The organism is Parapedobacter sp., assembly GCF_035556095.1.
Taxonomy (GTDB): Bacteria; Bacteroidota; Bacteroidia; order Sphingobacteriales; family Sphingobacteriaceae; genus Parapedobacter.
Map to the genome: position 1 here is coordinate 275,066 of NZ_DATMFT010000005.1, position 24,428 is coordinate 299,493.

Here is a 24,428-nt window from a genome sequence, read left to right on the forward strand (position 1 = left end):
CCGTAATAAGGCTGTTTTGGGACTGCAAATGTAGCGCCTTTTTTCATTTAAGAAAATTTTTTTTGAAAATTATTCGAGAGCTGATGGCAAGCCGCTGATAGCGTTGGTGATAAAATGACAAGGTGAAAACATACCGAAATAAAAATTAGCCGTACATTTGCATTTTGAATCCATACAAATGAGCAAACGAGGAAGAGTATTAGTGGCCATGAGCGGCGGTGTAGACAGTTCTGTAGCGGCAGTGATGCTTCATGAACAGGGCTACGAAGTCATCGGGTTAACGATGAAAACCTGGGATTATGCCTCCTCGGGAAGCTCAACCAAGGAAACGGGGTGCTGCAGCCTCGATAGCATCAACGATGCCCGGGCGCTGGCGGTTTCTTTTGGGTTCCCCCATTACATATTGGACATCCGGGGAGAATTCGGCGACTCCGTGATCGATAATTTCGTTGACGAATACCTCGCTGGGCGTACACCGAACCCGTGTGTGCTCTGCAATACCCATATTAAATGGGAGGCTTTATTGAAACGGGCAAATAAGTTGGATTGTGAATTCATCGCTACCGGACATTATGCCAATATCCGCCAGCAAGAAAACGGACGGTATGTTATCTCCAAGGGCCGAGATACCCATAAAGACCAGTCTTATGTACTTTGGGGAGTCTCGCAAGAAAATCTTGCCCGTACCCAATTCCCACTCGGCTCTTACACGAAGGCTGAAATCAGGCAACTGGCAGCCGAAATGGGACAACTAGAGCTGGCCAGTAAATCCGAAAGCTATGAGATTTGCTTTGTGCCAGACAACGATTACCGCTCATTTCTGCGCCACCGGGTAGCGGATATTGACGACCGCATCGGGCCGGGCAACTTCATACTTACAGACGGCACCGTAGTAGGCCAACACCAGGGTTACCCCTACTATACCGTTGGCCAGCGGAAGGGACTGGGAATCGCGCTTGGGCGTCCGATTTTTGTAACCGAAATCCTTCCGGAAAGCAATACCGTGGTACTTGGTGATGAGCATGAACTGCAACGGCATGAAGCTTACGTTCGGAACGTTAACCTAGTCAAATACGCCGCCATTACACAGCCGATGGAAGCGGTAACCAAAATTCGGTATAAAGACGCGGGCATGACCAGTACTATCGTGCAACACGACGGGAATATGAAAGTCGACTTCCACCATGCGGTAAAAGGGATAGCACCGGGCCAATCGGCGGTGTTCTATGAAGGCGATGACCTACTGGGCGGTGGCTTTTTGATGTAATCAATTTCTTGCTTCATTGACTATCAAAACGTTATACGTAAGCCAACATGTGCTGATCTAATGGTCTGGGCGCCTCTTTCCGACGACATACCCAACCGGTCCGAGTAGGCAATGGGTGTTACGGTAAGGAGGGCTGCCTTCCGTCGATGGTAGCCGGACCCTATTGCAAACCCAATGCATGTCAATCCGCTGGTTAGCCCAGCAGCATAGAAAAAAATAGAGTTCACGCCGTTGCCCAGCACCTCCCCTATGCCTTCCCCATCTTTACTACCATAAATGATTCCACCGGTAATGCACGCCACGCTAACGCCCCCGGCAATGAGCGCGACAGTCTTATCTCGTTTTGCTTTCCTGAGGTGGTATTCTTGCGTTTTCACTTCCTTTTCCTGGGCATATACACTGCCGAATAGGAAAAAACCGAGAGCGACAAACACAATCCATGTTTTAGCCGTCATCTTCTAGGGTATTAACGGATTACTTCTTAATGTTACACAAGTATACGTGATATCCCATAAAAAAAATAAAAGCCCGTCTCATTTTTAACGAGACGGGCTTTTATCTAATATGCACGCTATCGTTAAGCGTTGCCAACAAGTTCTACGAGGTCAACCAATTTGTTGGAGTATCCCCATTCGTTGTCATACCACGATACCACTTTCACGAAGTTGTCGTTGAGTGAAATACCTGCACCCGCATCAAAGATCGATGTGCGCGCATCGCCCCGGAAATCTTCCGAAACGACAGCGTCTTCGGTATAGCCAAGGATACCTTTAAGCTCACCTTCCGAAGCTGCTTTGTACGCTTGCTTGATCTGTTCGTAGGTGGCCGGTTTTTCCAACCTAGCGGTTAGATCCACTACCGATACATCAGGCACGGGCACCCGGAAAGACATACCGGTAAGCTTGCCTTGCAATTCGGGCAATACCAGTCCTACCGCCTTAGCGGCTCCCGTAGACGAAGGAATGATGTTTTGGTAGGCACCGCGCCCACCGCGCCAATCTTTCACCGATGGGCCATCTACTGTCTTTTGTGTAGCCGTAACCGCATGGATGGTACTCATCAGTCCTTCCACGATACCAAAATTATCATGGAGTACCTTGGCGAGTGGGGCCAAACAGTTGGTTGTGCAGGAAGCATTAGAAACGATGGTTTGTTCGGCTTTCAACGTTTTATGGTTTACACCAATCACAAACGTAGGGGTGTCGTCCTTAGCAGGTGCCGACATTACCACTTTCTTTGCACCGGCATCGATATGTTTCTGTGCGGTCTCTTTAGTCAGGAAAAAACCGGTAGACTCAATGATCACCTCTGCACCCACGTCTCCCCATTTCAGGTTGGCCGGATCCCGTTCAGCCGTAACGCGAATCGTTTTTCCGTTTACAATAAGATGGCCATCCTTAACATCCACGGTGCCATCAAACTTTCCATGGGTAGAGTCATATTTCAGCATATAAGCCAAATAATCCGGCTCAACGAGGTCATTTATCCCAACAATTTCGATACCAGGACGGTTTACCGCTGCCCTGAATGCTAAACGGCCAATCCGGCCGAATCCATTGATTCCAATTTTCATTTTTATTAGTTTTTATTTAAATAGTATTTCAATAAATTATGTATAGGTTCTTTGATCACCGTACCTATTGAGATATCATACTTGCCGGCCACGTCCCGCAACCATTCTTCGTAGCCTGCGGCCACGCTTCCGGTAAAGTTAACGGTCACACCTGGGTATTGTTTGGTAAGCGGTAAAAGGTAGGTCTCCATATACAGCTTCAACCCGTGATAGATCGTTTTCTTTATAAAACGATGCTTATGGTTTTCCATCACAAAATCTGCGAAAGACGTCAAGAATAGTGTTGGGTTTGCCTGATTATACACTTTATCCATTATAATCTTGCGATCCATCGGATACCGCGCAACGAATTTCTCCATCAGATCTTCGGGCATGGACTCATTCAGGAAGCTTTTTAAGAGCATACGGCCTATCCAATTCGCCGAGCCCTCGTCGGCAAGGATATACCCGAGGCCAAAATTATTGTCTGAAGTCCGCCTACCATTAAAATAAGCTGCATTCGACCCACTGCCCAAGATGCCAATAAGCCCCTTACTGTCACCGAAAGTCGAAATGGCGGATGCCTTAACATCGTGGTCCACCAATATCTTCGCATTTTTGAAAAAATGTTTGAAAACCGACGCAATTTTATCTTTCCGTTCCGGAGAAGATGAACCTGCACCGAAGAAGTAAATCCGCCTGATCTTTTCGGCGTAATTAATGAGATTATTATTTTTATTCAACAGCTGGAGGATAAAACGCTCCTCGTGCAGATACGGGTTAATTCCCATCATCCGAAAACCCGTCACAATCTTCCCGCGTTCGGCCAATCGCCAATCGGAAAATCTCGAGCCGCTGAATACAACCGCGATCATATTGACAAGACCTCCATCATTTCCAACATATCCTTGTTCAATTTGAACACCTTTTTGTTCAGCACCTCTTCGAGGGGTGTTGTTTTTATCTCGTTGCCCCGCAATCCCACCATTACCCGAGTTTCGCCGGCGAGCAAACGCCGTATCGCCGCATATCCTAATCGGCTCGCCAACACCCTGTCAAAGCTACTGGGCGATCCACCCCGTTGGAGGTGCCCCAAGATGGTCACCTTGGTATCGTAAAAATCAAATCGTTCCTTTACTTTCTTGGCCACATTGTATGCGCCGCCGTTTTCCTCCCCTTCAGCAACAATCACGATAGTAGACGATTTTTTGCTTTTTGCAGCTACCTCAAGCTGATTGCATAAGGTTTCAATACCGGTTGCCTTTTCGGGCAATAAGATCGCTTCCGCCCCGCCAGCAATGCCGGCATTCAACGCAATGCAACCCGAGTCGCGTCCCATTACTTCCACGAAAAACAACCGGTCGTGCGACGCTGCTGTATCGCGTATCTTATCGATCGCTTCGATGACCGTATTTGTTGCTGTGTCATAACCCAACGTGAAGTCCGACCCATAGAGGTCGTTATCTATCGTTCCTGGCACACATACCACCGGAATGGCGAACTCGCGGGAAAAAACTTCGGCTCCCGTAAAGGTACCATCGCCACCGATGGCGATGAGTGCGTCGATTCCTGCGGCTTTGATGTGGTTGTAAGCCTGTTGCCTGCCTTCGGCAGTACGGAAAGCAGCACACCTGGCCGTTTTGAGAATTGTGCCACCCAGCTGGATGATGTTACTCACTGACCGGCTGGTCATCTCCTGGAAATTGCCATCTACCATCCCTTGGTATCCTTGGTAAATACCAACCACCGATTTACCGGCGTGCAATGCGGTCCGGACCGCTGCCCGAATACAGGCGTTCATCCCCGGGGCATCACCACCTGAGGTAAAAACCCCTACTTTCATTATGCTTTGCACTTTTCTAATAATCTTTTGTAAATTAGCAGCACGAATATAGTGTGTATTTGTTACACTATTAAATTTTTCAAGAATTATTTTTTTACTCGAAAGGTTTTAAAGTGAGCAAACTTAGATAAATTTGCTTTTATATGCAATTATAATCAGTGCATATATGAAGGCAACTTATCGGTCTCTCCTCCGCATTGAGAAACAAATTTTAAAGAGGAAATTTAGCACAAAAAGATCAATTAATAGACAAAATAGAGCGGCTTTGCAATCAAATTTACCACATTTACAATCGACATTTACCACGGACTGCGTTATCTTCGGTTTCCACGAAGGTGAGTTAAAAGTGTTGCTCATTGAGCGCAATGAATACCCTTTTAAAGGATGGTGGGCACTCCCCGGATTTTTCGTGGAAAACAACGAAACCATCGATGACGCCGTGAAGCGGATTCTTTATGAGCACACCGGTTTGCGTGGGATTTACATGGAACAGTTGTATACTTTTGGCGACTTGAAACGCCATCCTCAAGGACGCATCATCACCGTTGCATATTATGCCCTGCTACGGCTCGACGATCTAAAAAGTCAGCCGGAACCGATAACAGATTATGCCCGACAAGCAGTGTGGCATCCCTTGAACGGCTTACCCGAGCTTGGTTTCGACCATCGGCATATTATCGATAAAAGCATCCAGAAAGTGCGCCGCAAGATCAGCTACAGCCCGATTGCTTTTGAGCTATTACCGGAGAAATTCACGCTCACCCAATTACAGCAACTTTATGAGGCCATTTGGGGCCGTAAGCTGGACAAACGTAATTTCCGCAAAAAAATGTTGAATTACGATATCTTGAAAGAGTTGTCTGAATTCCAACGTGGCGTTTCTTACCGTGCCGCTCGGCTGTATAAACTCGATAAACGAAAATACGCCAAAGTCTTCCAAAATGAATTGACATTCAGTCGGTAACTGGAATAGACATTCCTCAAGATGGCGGGGCCATAAGCTATCCTTTACAACAGTCCTAACAATGCCTCCCGACTCAAATTTTGGAAAAATGACCCATCGCTATTTACAAGTCCGTCGGCTAAGGCGTTTTTAGTGGCTTGCAGCTCCAACACTTTTTCTTCCACGGTGTTGGGTGTAACCAACCGATAGGCCACTACTTTTTTGTTCTGGCCAATCCGATGTACTCGATCGATAGCTTGGTCTTCCACAGCCGGATTCCACCACGGGTCTATTAAGTATACCACTTCCGCAGCGGTTAGGTTCAGTCCTGTACCTCCTGCCTTGAGGCTGACCAAGAAGACCCGAACCTTGGGATCCTCCTGAAACGAGCGAACGACCTCTCCGCGGTTCCGTGTACCCCCGGTAAGACTCACATAAGGCACGCCGATTTCCGCCAGCATCTCCGCGACTAGGTGCAGCATAGATACAAACTGCGAAAATATAACCAGCTTATGATGAGGTGATTTATCGCTTACCTGCTCTTTTAATAGTTTAAGTTTAGCAGAAGCCGATTTATTCAGCATGCCATCCGGCAGCAGTGCAGGCGAATTGCATATCTGCCGCAAGCGCGTCAGCCCACGGAGTACATGCATGGGACTTTTATCGAGCTTTTCGCCCGAAAGCGCACAGATAAAATCGCGGAATTCTTTCTCGTAAGCGCTGTATATCTTACGTTGCTCATCGCCCATGTCGCTATATAACACCTGACATACCTTTTCGGGCAATTCCCCAGCAACCTCTGCCTTGGTGCGTCGTAGTATAAATGGCTGTATTTTCTGATTCAGCTCCTTTCTTCGCTTTTGGTTCTTAAACTGATCTATCGGCTTGCCATACACATCACGGAAATAACGCCTGTCGCCCAACAGTCCCGGACAAGCGAATGACAGTTGTCCGTACAAATCGAATGAGCTGTTTTCAAAAGGCGTTCCGCTAATGGCGATACGGTTGCGGGCCTGCAGTAGCCGTGCTGTTCTATAGCGCTGTGATTCCGGATTTTTGATATGCTGAGATTCATCCAGGTAAACGTAATTGAATAGGAAGTTTTTAACGAAACGAATATCGGACAATAATGTGGTATAAGACGTTAATACAACATCATAACGCCCGAAGGAAGCGGTGGTTTTTACCCGCTTTGAACCGTAAAGCACCAGCACCCGTAGCGCTGGAGCAACAGCAGCCAACTCCCGTTCCCAGTTGAAAATCAGCGTGGCCGGCACCACGACAAGGTCAGTTCCCACGCGCCCTGCTTCGCGTTTAGACAAAATGAACGCGATGATTTGAACCGTCTTACCCAAGCCCATTTCGTCGGCCAAAATGCCGCCGAACTGGAAGGTGTCCAAAAAATTGAGCCATTTCAGTCCTTCATGTTGGTATGGGCGAAGCGCTACGGCGAGTCCCCGTGGTACCGGCACTTCCGGCATCGTACTGAAAGTTGCCAGCCGTTCACGGAGCTCTTCGATTTCGGCGGCAACCCGGCCGTCCAATGTCGCTTGGTCGTACAGCGTCGCAACCGTTTCGAAATTGACCTTAGCGTACCGAACGGTCTCGTCGTCTACTACTTCACCCGCTTGGAAGTAAGCCGAGAACTTATCGATCCATTCCTGCGGAAGCATACCCTTCGTGCCGTCGTCCAGCACGATGTACCTGCGCTTGCTACGCAACGCGGATTGGATTTTTTTCAACGAAGCCTTTTCCTTACCAAAGCGCACATCGTAAGTGGCGTTAAACCAGTTTATCCCGCTGATTACTTTAATAGTTATCGATACCCGATTTGGATTGAAGTCATTATCGGTGAGTTCATTGAATCCATATACATCGATGTTCGCTTCGCGCCATGTATCAAATGCAGGTAAAAACCACGCTTCATCGAGGAAGTACTTCCTGTGCAGGTAGAAATAATACAGTTGATTGTCCAGTTGCTCAGGGAAGAACGGGTGTTGCTTAATTAGCAGCGTGATGAACGCCTGCTCAAAGTCAGCATCCCTCGGCACGTTAAAGTCGTTCCCTTTTCCATCGATGGCTGTTAGTTGCTTTTCCGTGCGGATAGCTACCTCGGCTTCTCCGTAGCGAACCACGGGGACAATCATCACATGATCACCGAAATCCGACAAATAAAGTAATCGTTCCGGCACTTCAGCAAAACCTCCTTCAGTCAGCTGTCGGGGCGTAGCCGCTTTGCTATCGGGATATTCAATACGAACCGCAGCTGACAGTTTCTCCAAAAACTCCCTGTGGAACGCCCGGTATTTGCTCGCATGAATAAGTAACTGGCCCTCCTGCTCTTTTAACAGCGTCATTAACCCCAACAGCGGCGTGCTATCCAACAGGTACAGGGTCTCTTTAATGCACAAAAAATATCCGAAGCGGCACAGCAGCTTATGTAATGGATATACCTGACCATTAACAGTAAAAATGCCCGTAACGGTATAGAAGGGTCCAGACGGACGGATAGACAAACTGGTGCTGCGCGGTGCGACAGCCACCTTCGCTGGCACTAATGTTTTCGAAGATACTGTTTCACCCCTTTCCTCATCGTGGTAGTAGAACGGATAATTACCGCCATATTTTAAAATGGTGTGCAATGCCGCCAAATCCGAGACGGTACGGTCTCCCGCTACAATCTGCTGGAGTGACGCGATTGCGGCATAAAACTTTGCCTCACCAACATCCTTTGCCGACGCGATAAAGTCAAATGGCTGCAGGCGTGTGAATGGGGGCTTTAACCGGCCCGTCTTTGTACGCCCTGCGTGCATGACATCTACCCGGATATGCCGATCGTATTTATGTTTGCTAAACACTATAATCTGCTGTTCCAATGGGTGAAGTATACCCGGCACCAGTAGGGCTTGGTTTTCGGCTCGGCTTGCCAATTCCCGTAACCTTGCCGAGTTCAGCGGAAGCAACCCCTTGAGTCGGGGCTGTACAACCAACCGTCCTTCAATAAGTGTTGGAACGAAATAGCGTTCAAGGTCGGGCTCATGTTCGAACCCATAGGCAACCGCTACTTGTTTTATACGCCGGAGACGGAGTGCCGGGCGATAAAAAATCCCCAATTCGTCGCGCCGCAGGATCGCGATCAGCACTGCCGATTCGGATTCTGTAAGCACATCTACCGCAGCAGGCGCGTTGCTCGAAATCGTCAACCCGTTTGTTTCTTGCGTTACGGTGACCTTCCGATGATTACCATCTGTAGCACGACAGGTAAACACGCCGGTATTAATAGCAATTTCCCGGGGCTGTACAGACATTACGAGCTGCGATTCAATTGCCGGCTGCTGGTCCGCACCCGCCAACGTGACGGCCAACTCGGTCAGCTGATCTATTGTGGTATTGCTGAAAACAAAAATATGGGTGTCGCGCGAGTCAAGCATCAAGGACGTTTATTAAGTCGGCCGGGGTTTTAAGGTCAGTTCACGATCGGCAACCTAAGGCGGAACGTGGTGCCTCTCCCCTTTTCACTCTCGAACGTTAAACTGCCTTTAAATGCGTGTGCATACTCCTTGCACAGAAACAATCCGAGGCCGATACCACGCTCGTTGTTAGTGCCATAAGTCGACCTAGTCTTTAACGTAAATAATTCCGCCTGTTGGTCTTCATCGATGCCAATGCCATTATCTTCCACTACCAGCTCGCATTCCGTCCCTATCCGATTTGCGGTGACGCGGATACAGCCATTTGGCATGGTGAACTTAATCGCGTTTGCGATGAGATTACGGATAATCAGCTGCAACATATCACGATCCACCAACGCATACAGCGAATCATCAATGTCCGCTTCCAACGAAATATCCTTTTGACTGGCATAAATCTTTTGAACATCAATGACAGGTTTCAGCACCTGGTGAATGTTATTCCTCACCAGTGACATGCGGAATCCACTCAACTGGCTTTGTGACCACACCAACATGTTGGAGAGCATCTCTTGCGAACCGTGGAGTGCGGTCGCAAGCCCGCTTTCCACCTGTCTTCGCTCCTCGGGCGTCAGGCGATCGCTGGCTACTAACCTCACATAACTGTGCAGCGACGCTAACGGCGCCTGCAAATCGTGAGAAATGATCGAGAATAATTTCAGCTTTTCGTCATTCATCTTTGCCAAAGCAACCGTTTTCCGTTCTGCTGAATCCCTTTCACGGTTATAAGCCTCTTTGAGGTATGCCAAACTGAAAAAACAGATAAAAATACCTGTCGCATAGGCAAAGGCCATATCGACAAAGTGAGCTCTGCTATTGGCGTAAGTAACGATTATCGTTTGAGGATAATGGTACTCGATTACTAAAAGTCCGATAACCACCAGCAGAAAGAGTGTCACCCACCATTTATATAGCTTTTTTGGCGACATGATGATGATGACCACGAACGATAGCATAAACGTCAGCAGCGAGGCGCCATGAACTCCCGCACTGAAAAAATAATTGATCGAAAACATCACAATACCCACGCCGGATGCAATGACCACTCCCCATACCACCCGTTGCCTGAAACGTGCCAGGTAATAGGCCACACTTATAAGCGCAGTAAAAACGAGAAAGATAAGAGACGTGATCTTCAGCCCCGAAAAATAGTTGAATGGGATATTGAAAACCATAATAAATATGACAACGAGACAAGCGGAATTCAGTAACCGGTTTTCCAATGATAGGGCTCGACCACCAACCAAGAAACGTAGCCATCGCCCTACGTCCCATCTGTTTTTTTCTGGATGCCCGGTGGTCATGGTGCAAAAGTAAGCAAACAAATTGAGTAAATTTTTTAATTCTAAGGTTAATTGCGGATGTGCAGTCTTTCAAAAAAATGACGCACCGTAAACTTTGCGGGCCGGCTATTCCACAAATATTTCCGATATTTGCGTATTCGCATGAACGCGCATCTTTGCGTACGATCATTCGGATTAACCGGGCAGACGTGTTACGGAAGCCCATCACGTACTTAATGCATAACGGGTATGGTAACAATAACGGAGAAGGCAAAGCAACGCATCCTTGACATCATGGCCAAGGAAAATTACGACGGCACTTATTTTATACGTGTGGCAGTAGAAAGCGGCGGCTGTTCGGGGTTAAGCTATCGCCTTGACTTCGACAACGAGGAAAAAAAAGGCGATCAGGTATTTGAAGACAAGGGCATCAAAATATGCCTCGATATAAAGTCGTATTTGTATTTAGCAGGAACCGAATTAGACTATTCGGACGGGCTCAATGGCAAAGGTTTTGAATTCCACAACCCCAACGCGTCACGTACGTGCGCCTGCGGAGAAAGTTTTGCGGTATAACCTAACCGGCATTCACCCTTATTTGAGTACAAACAGATCGTCTACCCCCAACAACCGACGACAAGTAAATCCTTCGGCATACTTCGCTCCGATGTATTTACCGTATTCCCTGGCCCGTCCTTCAATGTATTCCAAAAAATCTGGCTTTGAGATGTACGTTTCCGGCTCGTCTGATTCGTACGCATCGCTGTGGAATTGCGAGCGGTATGCTTTGATGGCCCTGATTTTATCATTCCAACAAGCTGTCACGTCGACCGCAATGTCCGGCTTGATGTAGTAATCCTGGATCAACTGCAGTAGCAATCGTGGGCGATGGGGCACCTGGGGTGCATGCTCGTCGCTATGTGTTTCTATCTTCCGTAGGCCCGCAAGAAAGACCGAATCGTTGACGAGGTCTCCTGCCCTGCCATGGTCCGGATGGCGATCAACCAATGCATTGGATATAACGATATCGGGGCGGTATTTACGAATGGCCCGAATAACCACCAATTGGCTGATTTCGTCATTACGGAAAAAACCATCGCGCAAGCCAAGGTTTTCACGAGCGGACAATCCCAATATCTCGGCAGCATTTGCCGCCTCTACATCACGCGACTCAGCGGTGCCCCGCGTACCCAACTCGCCGCGGGTGAGGTCTACAACACCTACCCGCTTTCCCATTTGCACATGCTTGATGATCGTGCCTCCACAACCCAATTCGGCGTCATCGGGATGCACAGCGATGACCAGTAAATCCAGTTTGTTTTTGTCCATATATCAAAAATACCCGTAAGCCGGGCGACGCTCAAGGCTGCGTATAATGTTTTCAATTTCGAAATCCTCTTCGGCGTTGTAAGTATCTTTGAGGTTATGCCCGAAAACACGGGCAATCGACTGGTAAAAAAACGCGGTGATTCCACCACGCAAATCCTTTACCACTTCGTAACTAGAGTTCCCCGTTTGGCGGTCGATAAGCTTAATCAGTATTTCGCCCTGTGAAATGGTTAGGTTCTTCACTTCACGATTGAACATATCCTTGATTTCCTTCTCGCAGGCTTTGACCAACCGCTTTTGCTCCCGCCGATTGTCCGTCACTGCCAGGTCACGGTAGAGCTGCTGATATTTATCTTGGGCGTACTTCGCGTATGGCAATACCTTGATGACATTGTAGCGCAAGCGAAGGTAACGGGCTTTGTCTTCCGGGCTCCTGAAAACCCGCGTACGTGTTACCGTTACCTCTGGAATCAGCATCCAAGGTACCCGCTCGCCTTCGACCAACGTGGTAGCCACCGTACGCCGTTGGGAACGCAGGCTATCGGCCTGGCGCGACAACGTATCTTGCGCATACACCCCGCTTGCCAGCAGCGTTATACCCAAAAAAAGCATCAGTCGGATGAAAGCCATATGATGTAATATTCAATAATTATCCGTACATTTATGAGGTTAAATGAAAAGCCGATAACGGCTACCCACTATCCTTTTTACGGATATACAAACTTAGCTAAAGTTGCTTTGATATGCAATTATAATTGTGTGGGACCAAAGCATGATTGTCGGGCTTTCCATTATCGTGAAAAAAACACGAGCAGCGGAACGGAAGAAATTTTACATAAAAGGACAAGGCGATATGTATGAAAGAATTGGTGATTGATTTAGAAGCAGAAAGCAAAGAAATACGTAAACGTTACCGTGCGTTACTGCGCGCTTGCAAGCCAACGCTGCAGCGCGGCGATAAACAGATGATACGCAAGGCCTTTGATATGGCGTTGGAGAGTCACAAGGATATGCGTCGCAAATCCGGTGAGCCTTATATATATCATCCGATTGCGGTCGCGCAGATTGCGGCGGAAGAAATTGGTTTGGGTACGACGTCCATTGTTTGTGCGCTGCTGCACGACGTCGTGGAAGACACCTCCATCACGTTGGAAGACGTGGAACGGGAATTCGGCAAAAAGGTTGCCCGCATCATCGATGGTCTGACCAAAATATCAGGCATATTTGACCCCAACAGCTCAATGCAGGCGGAAAATTTCCGTAAGATGCTGTTGACGCTAGCGGATGATGTCCGGGTTATACTTATCAAGTTGGCCGACCGTTTGCACAACATGCGCACGATGGACTTTATGCCGCGTGATAAGCAGCTCAAAATCGCCTCCGAAACCTCTTATTTGTACGCGCCCTTGGCCCATCGGCTGGGCTTGTACGCCATCAAGTCCGAGTTGGAAGACCTTTCCATGAAATATACCGATCCGGACACGTACAAATTCATTGCAAAAAAGCTGAATGAAAAAAAGGCCGAACGTGAGCGCTTTATCCATAATTTCGTAGAACCGATCAAGGAAATACTCAACGAACAGGGTGTCCATGCGGCGGTATTCGGTCGACCGAAGTCCATTTACTCGATATGGAACAAAATGCGCAAAAAATCCATCCCGTTTGAGGAGGTCTACGATCTGTTTGCCATCCGCATCATTATCGACTCCGAGCCAGAGAACGAGAAAGCGGATTGCTGGAAGGCCTACTCCATCGTAACGGACCTTTACAGGCCTAATCCCGACCGTTTGCGCGACTGGGTATCTTCACCCAAAGCCAATGGTTATGAGTCCTTACACACCACGGTAATGGGCCCTAAAGGCCAATGGGTGGAAGTACAGATACGGACCATCCGAATGAATGAAATTGCCGAAAAGGGGTTCGCTGCCCACTGGAAATACAAGGAATCCAATTCAGACAGCGGATTGGACCAATGGATACAAAAGGTGCGGGAAATTCTCAGCAATCCGGAGCCCAATGCAATGGATTTCCTCGACGATTTCAAGATGAATCTCTTCTCTGACGAGATTTTCATCTTCACACCGAAGGGCGCACTTATCCAGCTCCCCCACAATGCGACGGCGCTCGATTTTGCATTTGAAATACACTCCGACCTCGGGGCCAGTTGTATAGGCGCCAAGGTAAATCATAAATTGGTGCCCTTAAGCCACCACCTTCAAAATGGCGATCAGGTAGAGATTATCACGTCAAGCAAGCAGACCCCCAAAGAAGACTGGCTTAACTTTGTAGTAACCGCCAAAGCGAAGTCAAAAATCAAATCCGCACTCAAAGAAGAAAAGAGACGTGTTGCCGAAGACGGAAAGGAAATACTTGAGCGGAAGTTAAAATCCCTGAAAATCACCTATAACACGGAGAACATCAACAAATTGACCGTGTTTTTCAAGTTCCCGTCGTCACAAGATCTGTTTTATAATGTAGCAAAAGGCGAAATAGATATTAAGAATCTGAAGGAGTTCGCCCTCAGCGAGAAATCGACCGATCCGCAAAACGGACAGCAGTTTAGTTCGCACATTAGCGGTTTGGTTGATAAAATCAATAAAAAAGACTACGAAACACTGTTGATTGGGGACGATCTGCAGAAAATCGACTATACATTGTCGCCGTGTTGCAATCCGATACCGGGCGATGATGTATTTGGTTTCATCACCATCAACGATGGCATCAAAATACATCGCACCAATTGCCCCAACGCGGCCAAACTGATGGCCAACTATGGATACCGCATTGTCAAGGCCAAATGGACTTCGCAAAAGGAGCTCGCATTCCTTACGGGTTTACGTATTGTGGGCATAGACGACGTAGGGTTGGTCAATAAAATCACGAAAGTGATTTCAGATGATTTCAAGGTAAACATACGGTCGATTACCATTTCCAGCAATGACGGGATTTTCGAAGGATCTATTATGATCTTCGTCAACGATACCGCCCACTTGGAGAACCTCATTAAACACCTCAAGCAGATCAAAGGGATCACCGGTATTACACGCTTTGATTCAAATAACTGATTCCATCACGGTGTTTGTATATCGGTGCGATATTGCGTAAATTTCATCTGTAACAACTTTTTCGTCAGCGGCAGATGAGAGATCGCTAAACTTGCGTTATATGCCGCCTATGTAAACTTGCATATAAAGGCAACTTTAGCTAAATTTGTACAATTAACTTTCGGATGATGACTCAAACGGAAAACTACCAGACGGTAAAGAAAATTTTCGAGGCGTATTTGGAGAACAAAAGCCTGCGCAAGACGCCCGAGCGCTACGCTATTCTTGAAGAGATTTACTCCAGGAACGATCATTTCGATGTGGAATCGCTTTACATCCACATGAAGAACAAAAAATACCGCGTTAGCCGGGCTACGGTATACAATACGCTGGAATTATTGGTTTCCTGCGATTTAGTGACCAAACACCAGTTTGGCAAAAACATGGCGCAGTTTGAGAAATCTTACGGATACAAACAACACGACCACATCATCTGTATCGAGTGTGGCAAAGTCGTGGAGTTTTGCGACCCCCGTATCCACCAAATCCAAAGTATGGTGGGCGAACTCCTGAAATTCGACATCAAGCACCACTCGCTAAATCTATACGGCGTCTGCAACGATTGTTCCGAAAAAAAGGGCACCGACTTACCTGTATCTCCCGCAACCAAGAATGTGTTGGTAGAGACCGATTGAATGTGGACAGTGACATGCATCGCATCTTCCTTTTCGATTTAAAGCGGCAAGAATTTCAAAATAATGTTAGATTTGCCCCAAACTTGGTATGCTTTACAGCCGCATCATGACGCACGGCTTACCTACCATTTCATTCATTACTATTTTTAATTTTTCAACGCTAATAAACTATGCAAGTTGATGTGCTTCTGGGCCTACAATGGGGAGACGAGGGAAAGGGCAAGATTGTAGACGTACTTTGTCCAAAATATGACATGATCGCTCGTTTCCAAGGTGGCCCAAATGCTGGCCATACCCTGGAATTTGACAACCAAAAATATGTTTTGAACACCATTCCGTCGGGTATTTTCAATAAAGGCACGCTCAACCTCATTGGCAATGGTGTAGTTATCGACCCCATTATTCTGAAAAGGGAACTCGACACCTTAAAGAAAAATGGCTTTGATCCGGTGGCGGCCGGCAAGCTGGTAATAGCACGGAAAGCACACCTCATCCTTCCCACCCATCAGTTACTTGACGCCGCATCAGAAAGTAAAATGGGTGCTGGCAAAATCGGCTCTACCCTCAAAGGTATCGGTCCGACATACATGGACAAAACCGGGCGAAATGGCCTGCGCGTAGGCGACACTACCCTTCCCGACTTCATGGAACGCTATCAACGCCTTGTCGAAAAGCACAAATCCATCCTATCCCATTACGGCGAGATTCCCGACTTCAGGGAACGTGAGCAGGCGTTTTTGGATGCCGTCGAATTTCTTAAGACCATTCCACATGTGGATAGCGAGCATTTGGTAAACCGGTACCTTAGCGAAGGAAAAAGCATCCTTGCCGAAGGCGCGCAAGGGACCCTGCTGGATATCGATTTCGGCTCCTACCCCTTTGTCACGTCATCCAATACCACTACTGCTGGCGCATGCACGGGGCTGGGTATTTCACCGGCCAAAATCGGTGGCGTAATCGGTATCTTCAAAGCTTACTGCACACGGGTGGGTGGTGGCCCGTTCCCTACCGAACTTGAAAACGAAACCGGGGAGAAACTCCGTCAATTGGGTCACGAATTCGGTGCTACTACCGGGCGTGCACGGCGCACGGGATGGATTGATCTTCCAGCGCTTAAATATGCCATCATGCTCAACGGCGTTACCGAATTAGTGATGACGAAAGCAGATGTACTAAGCGGTTTCGATAGCATACAGGTTTGTACCCACTACATCCAAAACGGCGAGAAAATCGATTACATGCCTTACGACATCATCAGTGTGCCGCCCGAGCCGGTGTACGAGACGCTGCCGGGATGGGACCAAGACCTATGCCACATCACCGAGCCCGGCCAAATACCGCGGACGCTCCAAGACTACATTGCGTATTTAGAGCGCCATCTCGGCGTGCCTATTCGGTACCTGTCGGTTGGTCCCGACCGCAAACAGACACTCGTGTTGAGTTAGCGTTAGTATTGCCATGGTATCTTTGGCGTGCCACCTGGACGATAGTGAGGCATTCATCCAAAAAGCGTTGCAATGGGCAGCTCAATTTGACCACGTTTGCTACCTCGACTCCAACGGCTATCGCGACAATTACGGAAACATCAATGTGTTTATCGCCGTAGGAGCTACGGCGTCTTTCGTAGCCGATGGTGGAAACACCTTCACGTCCTTGCAGCAATTCCTTGATGGTTACCCAAACACTTGGGTACCCGGCTATCTGGGATACGATTTGAAAAATGAGCTTGAACACCTCCAGTCGCAACACCCCAACCGGACGGGATTTCCGGACGCCTATTTTTTCGTTCCCGAATATACTTTCCTTATCGGCCAGTTTAATGTGGAAATTAAAGGTCGTGACCCTCAGCGCATTGTCGATCAAATCCACGCGATCGAACCTGTAGAGGAATCGCCTGGCTTTAACGGGAAGCTGAAATACCGGATGAACAAGACGGCATATTTCGCAGCGTTTGCCGATCTGCAGCGCCACATCCGCCAAGGTGACGCTTACGAGGTAAACCTTTGCCAGGAATTTTATGCTGAAAAAGCGATGCTCAACCCGCTAGCCGCTTACCGTCGGCTCAACGAGGTGTCGCCCACCCCCTTTTCATGTTTCTTTAAATTCGGGCATAAATATATCTTATCCGCTTCGCCGGAGCGCTTTTTATCGAAAAGCGCCAACACCCTCCTTTCCCAACCCATCAAGGGCACCGCGCCACGTGGTAAAGACGCCATCGAGGACGAACGGATAAAAGCCAACTTGGCTACCAATCCGAAGGAAATCAGTGAAAACATCATGATTGTCGACCTGGTACGCAATGACCTCACGCGCAGCGCTTCACCGGGCACGGTAAAAGCCGCCCAACTATTGCAAATTCATAGTTTTAAACAAGTCCACCAATTAATTTCAACCGTCACCTGCCAGATACGGGATGACGTTGGCATGGTAGAAACCCTCCGAAATACATTCCCGCCGGGGTCAATGACCGGTGCGCCGAAAATCAGTGCCATGAAACTCATCGATCATTATGAAAACAGCCGTCGGGGGGTATATTCGGGGGCGTTGGGCTATTTCAGCCCACAAGGCAACTACGATTTTAGCGTCGTTATTCGCACGCTTTTATACAATGCGGAAAACGGCTATCTGTCATTCCATACAGGTGGTGCGATTACTGCCAATGCAGACCCGGAGCGAGAGTACAACGAGTGCCTATTGAAGGGAAAGGCTTTGTTTGAAGTACTCAAAGGCCATTGATTGGGGGTAGTTTCCCGACAATCACCTTAACCATCTTGTCGTAATCCAAATAGGTATTGGCTAGCCGCTGCACCTCATCAGGCGTGATTGTATTAACAACATCTGTATAATAATCGTAATAATCCAAATCGAGGCCTGAGAAATAGGTATTTTTGAATTTGTCGGCGTGCGAAAATACGTTTTCTAAGCTACCGAGCATGGAGCCCATCATATAGTTACGTACCACCGCCAACTCGGCTTCCGGCACCGGTTCATCCCGCAATCGACGGATTTCCTTCTCGATCTCGGCCAACGTCGCTCCTGTGGCTTCTACACCAACTTCAGAAGCGATTGTTAAAAAAGCACCATGCTTGAGGGACGCCAAACCCGAACCGATGTTGTACGTATACCCTTTATCTTCGCGGATATTGGCCATCAGTCGCGAACCGAAATAGCCTCCGAGCAACGTATTGACTACTTGTAGACCGGGGAAATCAGGATGGGAACGTTGAATACTCCGACTACCCAACCTAATTGCGGATTGGAGCGCATCCGCCCGTTCTACCACGATGGGTTCTGCGGTCGAAACCGGCGCAGAGGCAGGTGGGCCATCGTTCGGGGTAACGCGACCATCGTTTTGCCATTCATCACCGAAGAGCTGCTCCAGCATGCGGATAACCTCATCCGTCACCTTTCCGGATACCACCAACGAGCTGTTTTCCGGCCGATACTGCTTACTAAACAACGACAGTAATTCATCACGATCAACACGCTCATAATCAATCGCATCTGGCGTATATCCATAACGTGTAGCTCCAAATATGGCCCGGTTAAACTCCCGCCTAGCTACAAAGCTGTTTTTCTTGAGAGACACCTGAAGCTTTTGTACATTGTTTCGGATATAGGTTGCCAGTTCCTTTTCCGGGAAAGTCGGGTCAACAAGGATTTCCTTTACCAGCGGTAGCAGGGACGGCAGGTGCCTGTTGAGTGAAAACAAGGTCAACGACGATTGGTCATAGCCAAACGACGGCACCAAGAAAGCACCGTGAAAATCCACTTGTTCCGCAAGCTGGGCACTATTATGAGAACCAGTGCCTTCCAATAGCATATCGCATACGCAGGTATTCAGCAAGCCGCGATCCTCGGTGGTAAAAATGTTTCCAACAATCCACTCTATCCGAACCAGCTCCTGGTCGCCCGAGTCAAAAACGAAAACCTGTAAGCCGTTTGCGAATCTCAGGCGCTGCGGCTTAATCAAATGAAATCGGGTCGTGGCAAAATGGGCAGGTGCCGTTGTTCTATTGAGCATGTTCATTGGCTAAATAAATCAGGGTAGATGAATTTTCTTTCCTAAATAATTGTCGGGCATGCTGTTGGATGTCCGCCTCGGTAACTGCGAGGTAGCGCGCCGTTTCATGGTTAAAGCCATCGGCATCGCCCAGCAGTTCAAAATAAGCCAGGTTCATGGCTTTCTCCAAAATGGCCATCTCCGCAAAAACCATGGTCGATTCGATTTTGTTCTTCACCTTCTCCAGTTCGTACGACGCAATCAACTCGGAGCAAAGCTGCTCCAGCTGTTCCCAGATAGCTTTTTCTGCAGCATCCATGGGAACGTTCGGAAGTGGCTTTCCTTCCACCACCAATAGTCCGGGATCTATACTGCCTGTTTGATATGCGTTGATTTCGCTAAACAATTCATTATCTTTCACCAACCGGCGGTACAGTCGCGATGACGGTCCTTGGGAAAGCAGGTCGGTAATCAGGTCCACGGCATAATAACCCGCGTCGTTACGTGCCGGGCTGTGGAAAGCGATGTAGATGGCATGCTGCGGAACGTCGGCGTATACCACCTCCCGACGGGCCTCCTGCTGTGGAGGCTCTGGCGGAAGCTGGCGTTTCGGTTTCCCGCCACCCGGTATGGGACCAAACCATTTTTCGGCAAGTTCCTTCACGTTAGCAGTCTCGACATTCCCGGCCACAACCAAGTACGCATTTGCTGGCGTATAATAGGTAGCAAAAAATTTCCTTACATCCTCCATTCGCGCATCTTCAATGTGGGCGAGTTCTTTGCCGATGGTGGCCCAACGATACGGATGAACGTGGTAGGCCATTGGTCGCAATCGCAACCACGTATCACCATAAGGTTGGTTGAGGTATCGTTGTTTAAATTCTTCACACACCACATTCCGTTGCACATCGAGGCTCTTCTCATTGAACGCGAGTTCCAGCATGCGGTCGCTCTCCAGCCAAAAAGCCGTCTCGATATTGGCAGCAGGCAGCGTAATGTAATAGTTGGTGATGTCGTTGCTGGTAAAAGCGTTGTTCTGCGCCCCTGCGGCTTGTGATGGCCCGTCGAAATTCGGGATGTTCGCCGAACCGCCGAACATCAAGTGTTCAAACAGGTGTGCGAATCCGGTCTGCTCGGGGTTCTCGTCCCGGGCGCCCACGTCATACAGTATGTTAACCACAGCCATGGGTGTGGCGTTATCTTGATGTACTAATACACGCAGCCCATTGGCCAGCGTAAATCGATCGAAAGAAACCATTCGCTATTTGATATGATATATTGTCAACATGTCAGCCAATCTACATCCTGTCTAAGCATGGAAAGGGTGAAGGCTTCCGCGCTCCCGGGAGCCGGTTTGAAGTCGTACGCCCATTGCGCTTGCGGCGGCAGGCTCATCAAGATCGACTCGATACGGCCATTCGTTTCCAGCCCGAACTTCGTTCCCGCATCATATACGAGATTAAACTCCACATACCGGCCACGCCTCAGGTATTGCCACTGCTTTTGTTGTTCATCGAAGGTCTTATGGCGGTTCCTGTTTACCAACTCCGAGTAAACGGGTACGAATACGTTACCCAAGCTACACGAAAAATCCAAAATATCCGTCCAGTCCATGCCTGTTTTTTCAGCCGTGAGCCGATCGTAGAAAACGCCACCTATACCGCGTGTTTCTTGGCGATGTTTGATATAGAAATAGCGATCTGCATGGGCTTTGAACTCGGGATAAAACGCCTGACTATACCGGTCACAAACGGTCTTCAACGACCGATGGAAATAGGAAGCATCTTCCAACTGCACATAATGCGGAGTCAGGTCTATTCCTCCTCCAAACCATCGGACCTGCTCATTCAACTCGAAATACCGGATATTCATGTGTATGATGGGCACAAACGGATTGTTGGGATGGATCACAATGGATACACCCGTTGCGAAAAATTGATCGTCATCCACGTTAAAAGCCTTCTTCACAGGCTCCGGCAATACGCCATGTACAGCCGAGAAGTTTACTCCGCCACGTTCAATGGCGTTCCCCTGTTGGATGATACGGGTGCGGCCACCACCACCGCCGTCGCGCTGCCATAGCTCTTCGGCAAAGGTAGCGCCGCCATCCAGTGCTTCCAATCCGGTGCATATTTCGTCTTGTATCGCCTTATACCGTTCTGCGATGTCTTGCTTGTCCATACCTATTATACCCTTCTTTAATATCCTACGGCCACATCGTCTCCCCGTGGGTCCGCACCGCCTTGCAATGTGCCATCCGGCAACACCAAGATGGCATCTACCCGGCCGATGGCGCGCCTGGTTACCAATTTATAGCCGGTTGTTGTCAACGCATGGCGTACCGGTTTGCTGATTGCTTCCTTTTCCACGGCTACCTCATCAGGCAGCCATTGGTGGTGGAATCTTGGCGCCGACACCGCCTCCTGCATATCCATTTCAAAATCCACTACATTCAGAATGGTTTGAAACACGGATGTTATAATTGTAGATCCGCCAGGCGTACCCACAACCATAAACAATTGACCGTCTTTCTCGAGGATGGTCGGTGTCATCGAGCTCAGCATCCGCTTGCCTGGTTCGATGGCGTTGGCCTCACCACCTGTGAGTCCAAACATATTTGGTGCTCCGGGTTTTACGGAGAAATCGTCCATTTCATTGTTCAATAGAAACCCTGCACCTGCCACGACCACCTGTGAGCCGTATGATCCGTTAATGGTAGTGGTAATGGCTACCGCGTTCCCGTCTTCATCCACAATAGAAAAGTGGGTGGTTTCCTCGTGTTCCATCTGAGGGATCTCACCCGCATAAATATCACTGCTGAACGACGCATGGCGAAAATTCAGGTTACGCATACGATCCGCGTTATAGGCCGAGTCGATGAGCATCGCATGCGGCACCTCATAATAATCTGGATCACCTAGATGGGTTGCACGGTCGGCATATACCCGCCGTTCCGCCTCAATCATCACACGCATCGTCGAATCACGTTGGAAGCCCCATTTTGGTATCGGAAACGCTTCTACCGACTTCAACATGGAAATCAGCGCAATACCACCACTGGATGGTGGCGGCATAGATACCACCCGGTATCCCCGGTACGTGGATTCTACGGGCACCCGCCACTTGGCTTCATAGTTCTTAAGATCATCGTAGCTGATTATACCGTTCCCATTCGCCATTTCTTCCACGATACGGTCCGCTGTTTCGCCTTCGTAAAAACCCGCTCTCCCCTGCTGGCTAATCAACGTTAGCGTATGTGCCAGATCGGGTTGAAACAACGTATCGCCGGCCACCCACTCGGTTGCTTTTACGAATGCCGTTCCCTGGGGGTTGTACTTTTCGAAGTCTTTTTTTCTGCCATTGAGCTCACGTGCTTGCATTTCTGTAATAGCAAACCCCTGCTGTGCTAAACGAATAGCCGGTTGCAGCAACATCGCCCAGTCCAGTTGGCCATACCGCGCGTGGGCTTTCACCATACCATCTACCGAGCCGGGAACACCCGAAGCCAACTGGCCGCGCAAACTCAGGTCCACAATCGGATTACCCTCATTGTCGAGGTACATATCAGCCGTTGCCGCCCCCGGTGCCGCTTCACGGAAGTCCAGCGAGGCGAACTCGCCTTTGGCACTTCGGTATACCATGAAACCGCCGCCACCGATGTTGCCTGCGTTGGGATACACAACAGCTAGGGCAAACTGCACGGCTACGGCTGCATCCACAGCGTTGCCCCCATCTTTTAGCACTTGCAGGCCCACGGCAGAAGCCTCGGGGTGGGCGGTGACCACCGCGGCGTGTTCGTACGAAGCGGGCTGAACCCGATCACCAAGGGGGCTGCACGATGTGGTGGCATTGCACACAGCGGCCGCAATCAGGACGCACACCCAGGTTCTGTGTTCGGTTCGTGTATACCACATGGTCAAGTTAATTTATCGGCTAATATTTTCATTTCCGTTGCGGGCTGCTGGTGTTCATACAACACCCGGTACACAGTCTTACATATGGGCAGCTCGATCGCGTGCTTCCGGCAAATCTGTTCGATGCAATTGGACGCATAATACCCCTCGGCAACCATGTTCATTTCCAATTGCGCGGACTTAACCGAATATCCTTTGCCGATCATGTTTCCAAAGGTACGATTCCGGCTGAATTGTGAATACGCCGTCACCAATAAATCACCCAGGTAGACCGATTCTTTGATATCACGTGCTATCGGATGAACGGTATTGACGAAGCGTGCCATTTCATTGATGGCGTTAGACACCAATACCGCTTGAAAATTGTCCCCGAATCCGACGCCGCGGCACATGCCCACAGCCACCGCATAGATATTTTTGAGTACCGCCGCATACTCCGTTCCGTAGATATCGTCCGAAACATTGGTTTTGATATACCGGGTACGTATCAATGCCGCTACAGCGCTCGCAGCGGCGACGTTTTGCGAAGCCACGGTAAGGTATGAAAGTTTTTCGAGCGCCACCTCCTCTGCATGGCATGGGCCGCCGATCACAACGATGTTGTCGATGGGTATATCGAGTTGTTCCTGAAGGTAATCACCTACGATCCGGTTTTCATCGGGTACGATTCCCTTGATGGCAGACACGATGACCTTACCACGGAGCATCGCCGGTGTGATACCATGCAATGCTTCTTTCAAAAATGCCGCAGGTGTGTTCAATATTAAGATATCCGCCTGCTCAACGACTGCCCGTACGTCTACGTGGATATGGCGTTTGGGAATTTTCACGGTTACCGCGCTCAGGTAGTTCGGATTGTGTTTGTACGTGCGGATATAGTCAGCCGTTTGCCGGTTGCGCACCCACCAATGTATCGATTTGTCCGTTTCGTTATCCCCCAGCATTTTCACCATAGCTGTTGCCCAACTTCCACTCCCTATAACCCCTACCGCTTGCTTTTTAGATTCCATGAGCTCGTATTATCCAATTGCGGCGATTTGCTTCGATCGCCGATCATTAACAAAAAAAAGCCCCTCAATTCGACA

General features: G+C 48.8%; 20 protein-coding genes. 7 read left to right on the forward strand and 13 right to left on the reverse strand.

Annotation, left to right across the window (positions count from 1 at the left end; all coding sequences use genetic code 11):
• Positions 1–178 precede the first annotated feature (178 nt).
• On the forward strand, positions 179–1,267 hold the full coding sequence (gene mnmA / locus VNQ80_RS03215; protein WP_325636006.1) for a tRNA 2-thiouridine(34) synthase MnmA: 1,089 nt from the start codon (positions 179–181) through the stop codon (positions 1,265–1,267).
• A 23-nt stretch (positions 1,268–1,290) separates the two neighbouring features.
• On the opposite strand, the gene VNQ80_RS03220 is transcribed toward mnmA, so the two are convergent.
• The 4 genes from VNQ80_RS03220 to pfkA all read right to left on the reverse strand — a co-directional run bounded on the left by VNQ80_RS03220 (position 1,291) and on the right by pfkA (position 4,662).
• Positions 1,291–1,722: a hypothetical protein gene (locus VNQ80_RS03220; RefSeq protein ID WP_325636007.1), complete on the reverse strand. Its 432-nt coding sequence runs from the start codon at positions 1,720–1,722 to the stop codon at positions 1,291–1,293.
• 122 nt (positions 1,723–1,844) lie between these two features.
• A complete protein-coding gene (gene gap, locus VNQ80_RS03225) occupies positions 1,845–2,840 on the reverse strand; it encodes a type I glyceraldehyde-3-phosphate dehydrogenase (RefSeq protein WP_325636008.1) in 996 nt (331 codons plus the stop codon).
• A 5-nt stretch (positions 2,841–2,845) separates the two neighbouring features.
• Positions 2,846–3,694, reverse strand: a complete 849-nt coding sequence (locus tag VNQ80_RS03230) for a hypothetical protein (RefSeq protein ID WP_325636009.1) — start codon at positions 3,692–3,694, stop codon at positions 2,846–2,848.
• Positions 3,691–4,662 (reverse strand): 6-phosphofructokinase, encoded by a 972-nt coding sequence (pfkA, locus tag VNQ80_RS03235; protein ID WP_325636010.1) that lies wholly within the window; start codon positions 4,660–4,662, stop codon positions 3,691–3,693. The genes VNQ80_RS03230 and pfkA overlap by 4 nt, the downstream gene beginning before the upstream one ends.
• Before the next feature lie 265 nt (positions 4,663–4,927).
• On the opposite strand from pfkA, the gene VNQ80_RS03240 reads away from it, so the two are divergent.
• Positions 4,928–5,626 (forward strand): NUDIX hydrolase, encoded by a 699-nt coding sequence (locus tag VNQ80_RS03240; RefSeq protein ID WP_325636011.1) that lies wholly within the window; start codon positions 4,928–4,930, stop codon positions 5,624–5,626.
• A gap of 44 nt (positions 5,627–5,670) precedes the next feature.
• Here the strand turns inward: VNQ80_RS03240 and VNQ80_RS03245 are convergent, their stop codons facing one another.
• Positions 5,671–9,036 (reverse strand): DEAD/DEAH box helicase, encoded by a 3,366-nt coding sequence (locus VNQ80_RS03245; RefSeq protein WP_325636012.1) that lies wholly within the window; start codon positions 9,034–9,036, stop codon positions 5,671–5,673.
• 35 nt (positions 9,037–9,071) lie between these two features.
• Entirely contained in the window at positions 9,072–10,379 is a 1,308-nt protein-coding gene (locus VNQ80_RS03250) for a HAMP domain-containing sensor histidine kinase (protein WP_325636013.1), read from the reverse strand.
• Between the two features lie 228 nt (positions 10,380–10,607).
• On the opposite strand from VNQ80_RS03250, the gene VNQ80_RS03255 reads away from it, so the two are divergent.
• Positions 10,608–10,934, forward strand: a complete 327-nt coding sequence (locus VNQ80_RS03255) for an iron-sulfur cluster assembly accessory protein (protein WP_325636014.1) — start codon at positions 10,608–10,610, stop codon at positions 10,932–10,934.
• 18 nt (positions 10,935–10,952) lie between these two features.
• Here the strand turns inward: VNQ80_RS03255 and bshB1 are convergent, their stop codons facing one another.
• Together bshB1 and VNQ80_RS03265 are read right to left on the reverse strand one after the other, a co-directional pair.
• Positions 10,953–11,687, reverse strand: a complete 735-nt coding sequence (gene bshB1, locus VNQ80_RS03260; RefSeq protein ID WP_325636015.1) for a bacillithiol biosynthesis deacetylase BshB1 — start codon at positions 11,685–11,687, stop codon at positions 10,953–10,955.
• A gap of 3 nt (positions 11,688–11,690) precedes the next feature.
• On the reverse strand, positions 11,691–12,317 hold the full coding sequence (locus VNQ80_RS03265; RefSeq protein ID WP_325636016.1) for a DUF4294 domain-containing protein: 627 nt from the start codon (positions 12,315–12,317) through the stop codon (positions 11,691–11,693).
• 227 nt (positions 12,318–12,544) lie between these two features.
• Between VNQ80_RS03265 and VNQ80_RS03270 the strand changes: the two genes are divergently transcribed.
• From VNQ80_RS03270 to VNQ80_RS03285, 4 genes are all read left to right on the forward strand, one after another.
• The gene (locus VNQ80_RS03270; RefSeq protein ID WP_325636017.1) at positions 12,545–14,752 is read left to right on the forward strand and encodes a bifunctional (p)ppGpp synthetase/guanosine-3',5'-bis(diphosphate) 3'-pyrophosphohydrolase; all 2,208 of its coding nucleotides are present in this window, start codon (positions 12,545–12,547) and stop codon (positions 14,750–14,752) included.
• Between the two features lie 167 nt (positions 14,753–14,919).
• Positions 14,920–15,426 carry a transcriptional repressor gene (locus tag VNQ80_RS03275; protein WP_325636053.1) on the forward strand — a complete coding sequence of 169 codons (507 nt, stop codon included), beginning with the start codon at positions 14,920–14,922 and terminating at the stop codon, positions 15,424–15,426.
• A gap of 170 nt (positions 15,427–15,596) precedes the next feature.
• Entirely contained in the window at positions 15,597–16,871 is a 1,275-nt protein-coding gene (locus tag VNQ80_RS03280) for an adenylosuccinate synthase (RefSeq protein WP_325636018.1), read from the forward strand.
• Positions 16,872–16,884: 13 nt separating this feature from the next.
• On the forward strand, positions 16,885–18,162 hold the full coding sequence (locus VNQ80_RS03285; protein WP_325636019.1) for an anthranilate synthase component I family protein: 1,278 nt from the start codon (positions 16,885–16,887) through the stop codon (positions 18,160–18,162).
• Here the strand turns inward: VNQ80_RS03285 and VNQ80_RS03290 are convergent.
• From VNQ80_RS03290 to VNQ80_RS03310, 5 genes are read right to left on the reverse strand one after another with little or no spacing between them, the layout of a single operon-like run.
• Positions 18,149–19,450, reverse strand: coding sequence for a pitrilysin family protein (locus VNQ80_RS03290; RefSeq protein WP_325636020.1), 1,302 nt, complete (start codon positions 19,448–19,450; stop codon positions 18,149–18,151). The genes VNQ80_RS03285 and VNQ80_RS03290 overlap by 14 nt on opposite strands.
• Complete coding sequence (locus VNQ80_RS03295; protein ID WP_325636021.1) at positions 19,440–20,687, reverse strand: pitrilysin family protein; 1,248 nt, start codon at positions 20,685–20,687, stop codon at positions 19,440–19,442. Before VNQ80_RS03295 ends, VNQ80_RS03290 begins: the two co-directional genes overlap by 11 nt.
• Before the next feature lie 23 nt (positions 20,688–20,710).
• Positions 20,711–21,610 (reverse strand): oxygen-dependent coproporphyrinogen oxidase, encoded by a 900-nt coding sequence (hemF, locus tag VNQ80_RS03300; RefSeq protein WP_325636022.1) that lies wholly within the window; start codon positions 21,608–21,610, stop codon positions 20,711–20,713.
• A 17-nt stretch (positions 21,611–21,627) separates the two neighbouring features.
• Entirely contained in the window at positions 21,628–23,343 is a 1,716-nt protein-coding gene (gene ggt / locus VNQ80_RS03305) for a gamma-glutamyltransferase (protein ID WP_325636023.1), read from the reverse strand.
• Positions 23,344–23,345: 2 nt separating this feature from the next.
• A complete protein-coding gene (locus VNQ80_RS03310) occupies positions 23,346–24,353 on the reverse strand; it encodes an NAD(P)H-dependent glycerol-3-phosphate dehydrogenase (protein WP_325636024.1) in 1,008 nt (335 codons plus the stop codon).
• Positions 24,354–24,428: the final 75 nt, after the last annotated feature.

Bases quoted from the DNA above. Each gene is read 5' to 3' on its own strand.
- ggt (WP_325636023.1), bottom strand. From the start codon at position 23,343: ATGTGGTATACACGAACCGAACACAGAACCTGGGTGTGCGTCCTGATT.
- hemF (WP_325636022.1), bottom strand. From the start codon at position 21,610: ATGGACAAGCAAGACATCGCAGAACGGTATAAGGCGATACAAGACGAA.
- VNQ80_RS03245 (WP_325636012.1), bottom strand. From the start codon at position 9,036: ATGCTTGACTCGCGCGACACCCATATTTTTGTTTTCAGCAATACCACA.
- VNQ80_RS03265 (WP_325636016.1), bottom strand. From the start codon at position 12,317: ATGGCTTTCATCCGACTGATGCTTTTTTTGGGTATAACGCTGCTGGCA.
- VNQ80_RS03275 (WP_325636053.1), top strand. From the start codon at position 14,920: ATGACTCAAACGGAAAACTACCAGACGGTAAAGAAAATTTTCGAGGCG.
- VNQ80_RS03285 (WP_325636019.1), top strand. From the start codon at position 16,885: ATGGTATCTTTGGCGTGCCACCTGGACGATAGTGAGGCATTCATCCAA.
- VNQ80_RS03280 (WP_325636018.1), top strand. From the start codon at position 15,597: ATGCAAGTTGATGTGCTTCTGGGCCTACAATGGGGAGACGAGGGAAAG.
- gap (WP_325636008.1), bottom strand. From the start codon at position 2,840: ATGAAAATTGGAATCAATGGATTCGGCCGGATTGGCCGTTTAGCATTC.
- VNQ80_RS03220 (WP_325636007.1), bottom strand. From the start codon at position 1,722: ATGACGGCTAAAACATGGATTGTGTTTGTCGCTCTCGGTTTTTTCCTA.
- VNQ80_RS03295 (WP_325636021.1), bottom strand. From the start codon at position 20,687: ATGGTTTCTTTCGATCGATTTACGCTGGCCAATGGGCTGCGTGTATTA.
- mnmA (WP_325636006.1), top strand. From the start codon at position 179: ATGAGCAAACGAGGAAGAGTATTAGTGGCCATGAGCGGCGGTGTAGAC.
- VNQ80_RS03290 (WP_325636020.1), bottom strand. From the start codon at position 19,450: ATGCTCAATAGAACAACGGCACCTGCCCATTTTGCCACGACCCGATTT.
- VNQ80_RS03310 (WP_325636024.1), bottom strand. From the start codon at position 24,353: ATGGAATCTAAAAAGCAAGCGGTAGGGGTTATAGGGAGTGGAAGTTGG.
- bshB1 (WP_325636015.1), bottom strand. From the start codon at position 11,687: ATGGACAAAAACAAACTGGATTTACTGGTCATCGCTGTGCATCCCGAT.
- VNQ80_RS03255 (WP_325636014.1), top strand. From the start codon at position 10,608: ATGGTAACAATAACGGAGAAGGCAAAGCAACGCATCCTTGACATCATG.
- VNQ80_RS03270 (WP_325636017.1), top strand. From the start codon at position 12,545: ATGAAAGAATTGGTGATTGATTTAGAAGCAGAAAGCAAAGAAATACGT.
- VNQ80_RS03230 (WP_325636009.1), bottom strand. From the start codon at position 3,694: ATGATCGCGGTTGTATTCAGCGGCTCGAGATTTTCCGATTGGCGATTG.
- pfkA (WP_325636010.1), bottom strand. From the start codon at position 4,662: ATGAAAGTAGGGGTTTTTACCTCAGGTGGTGATGCCCCGGGGATGAAC.
- VNQ80_RS03250 (WP_325636013.1), bottom strand. From the start codon at position 10,379: ATGACCACCGGGCATCCAGAAAAAAACAGATGGGACGTAGGGCGATGG.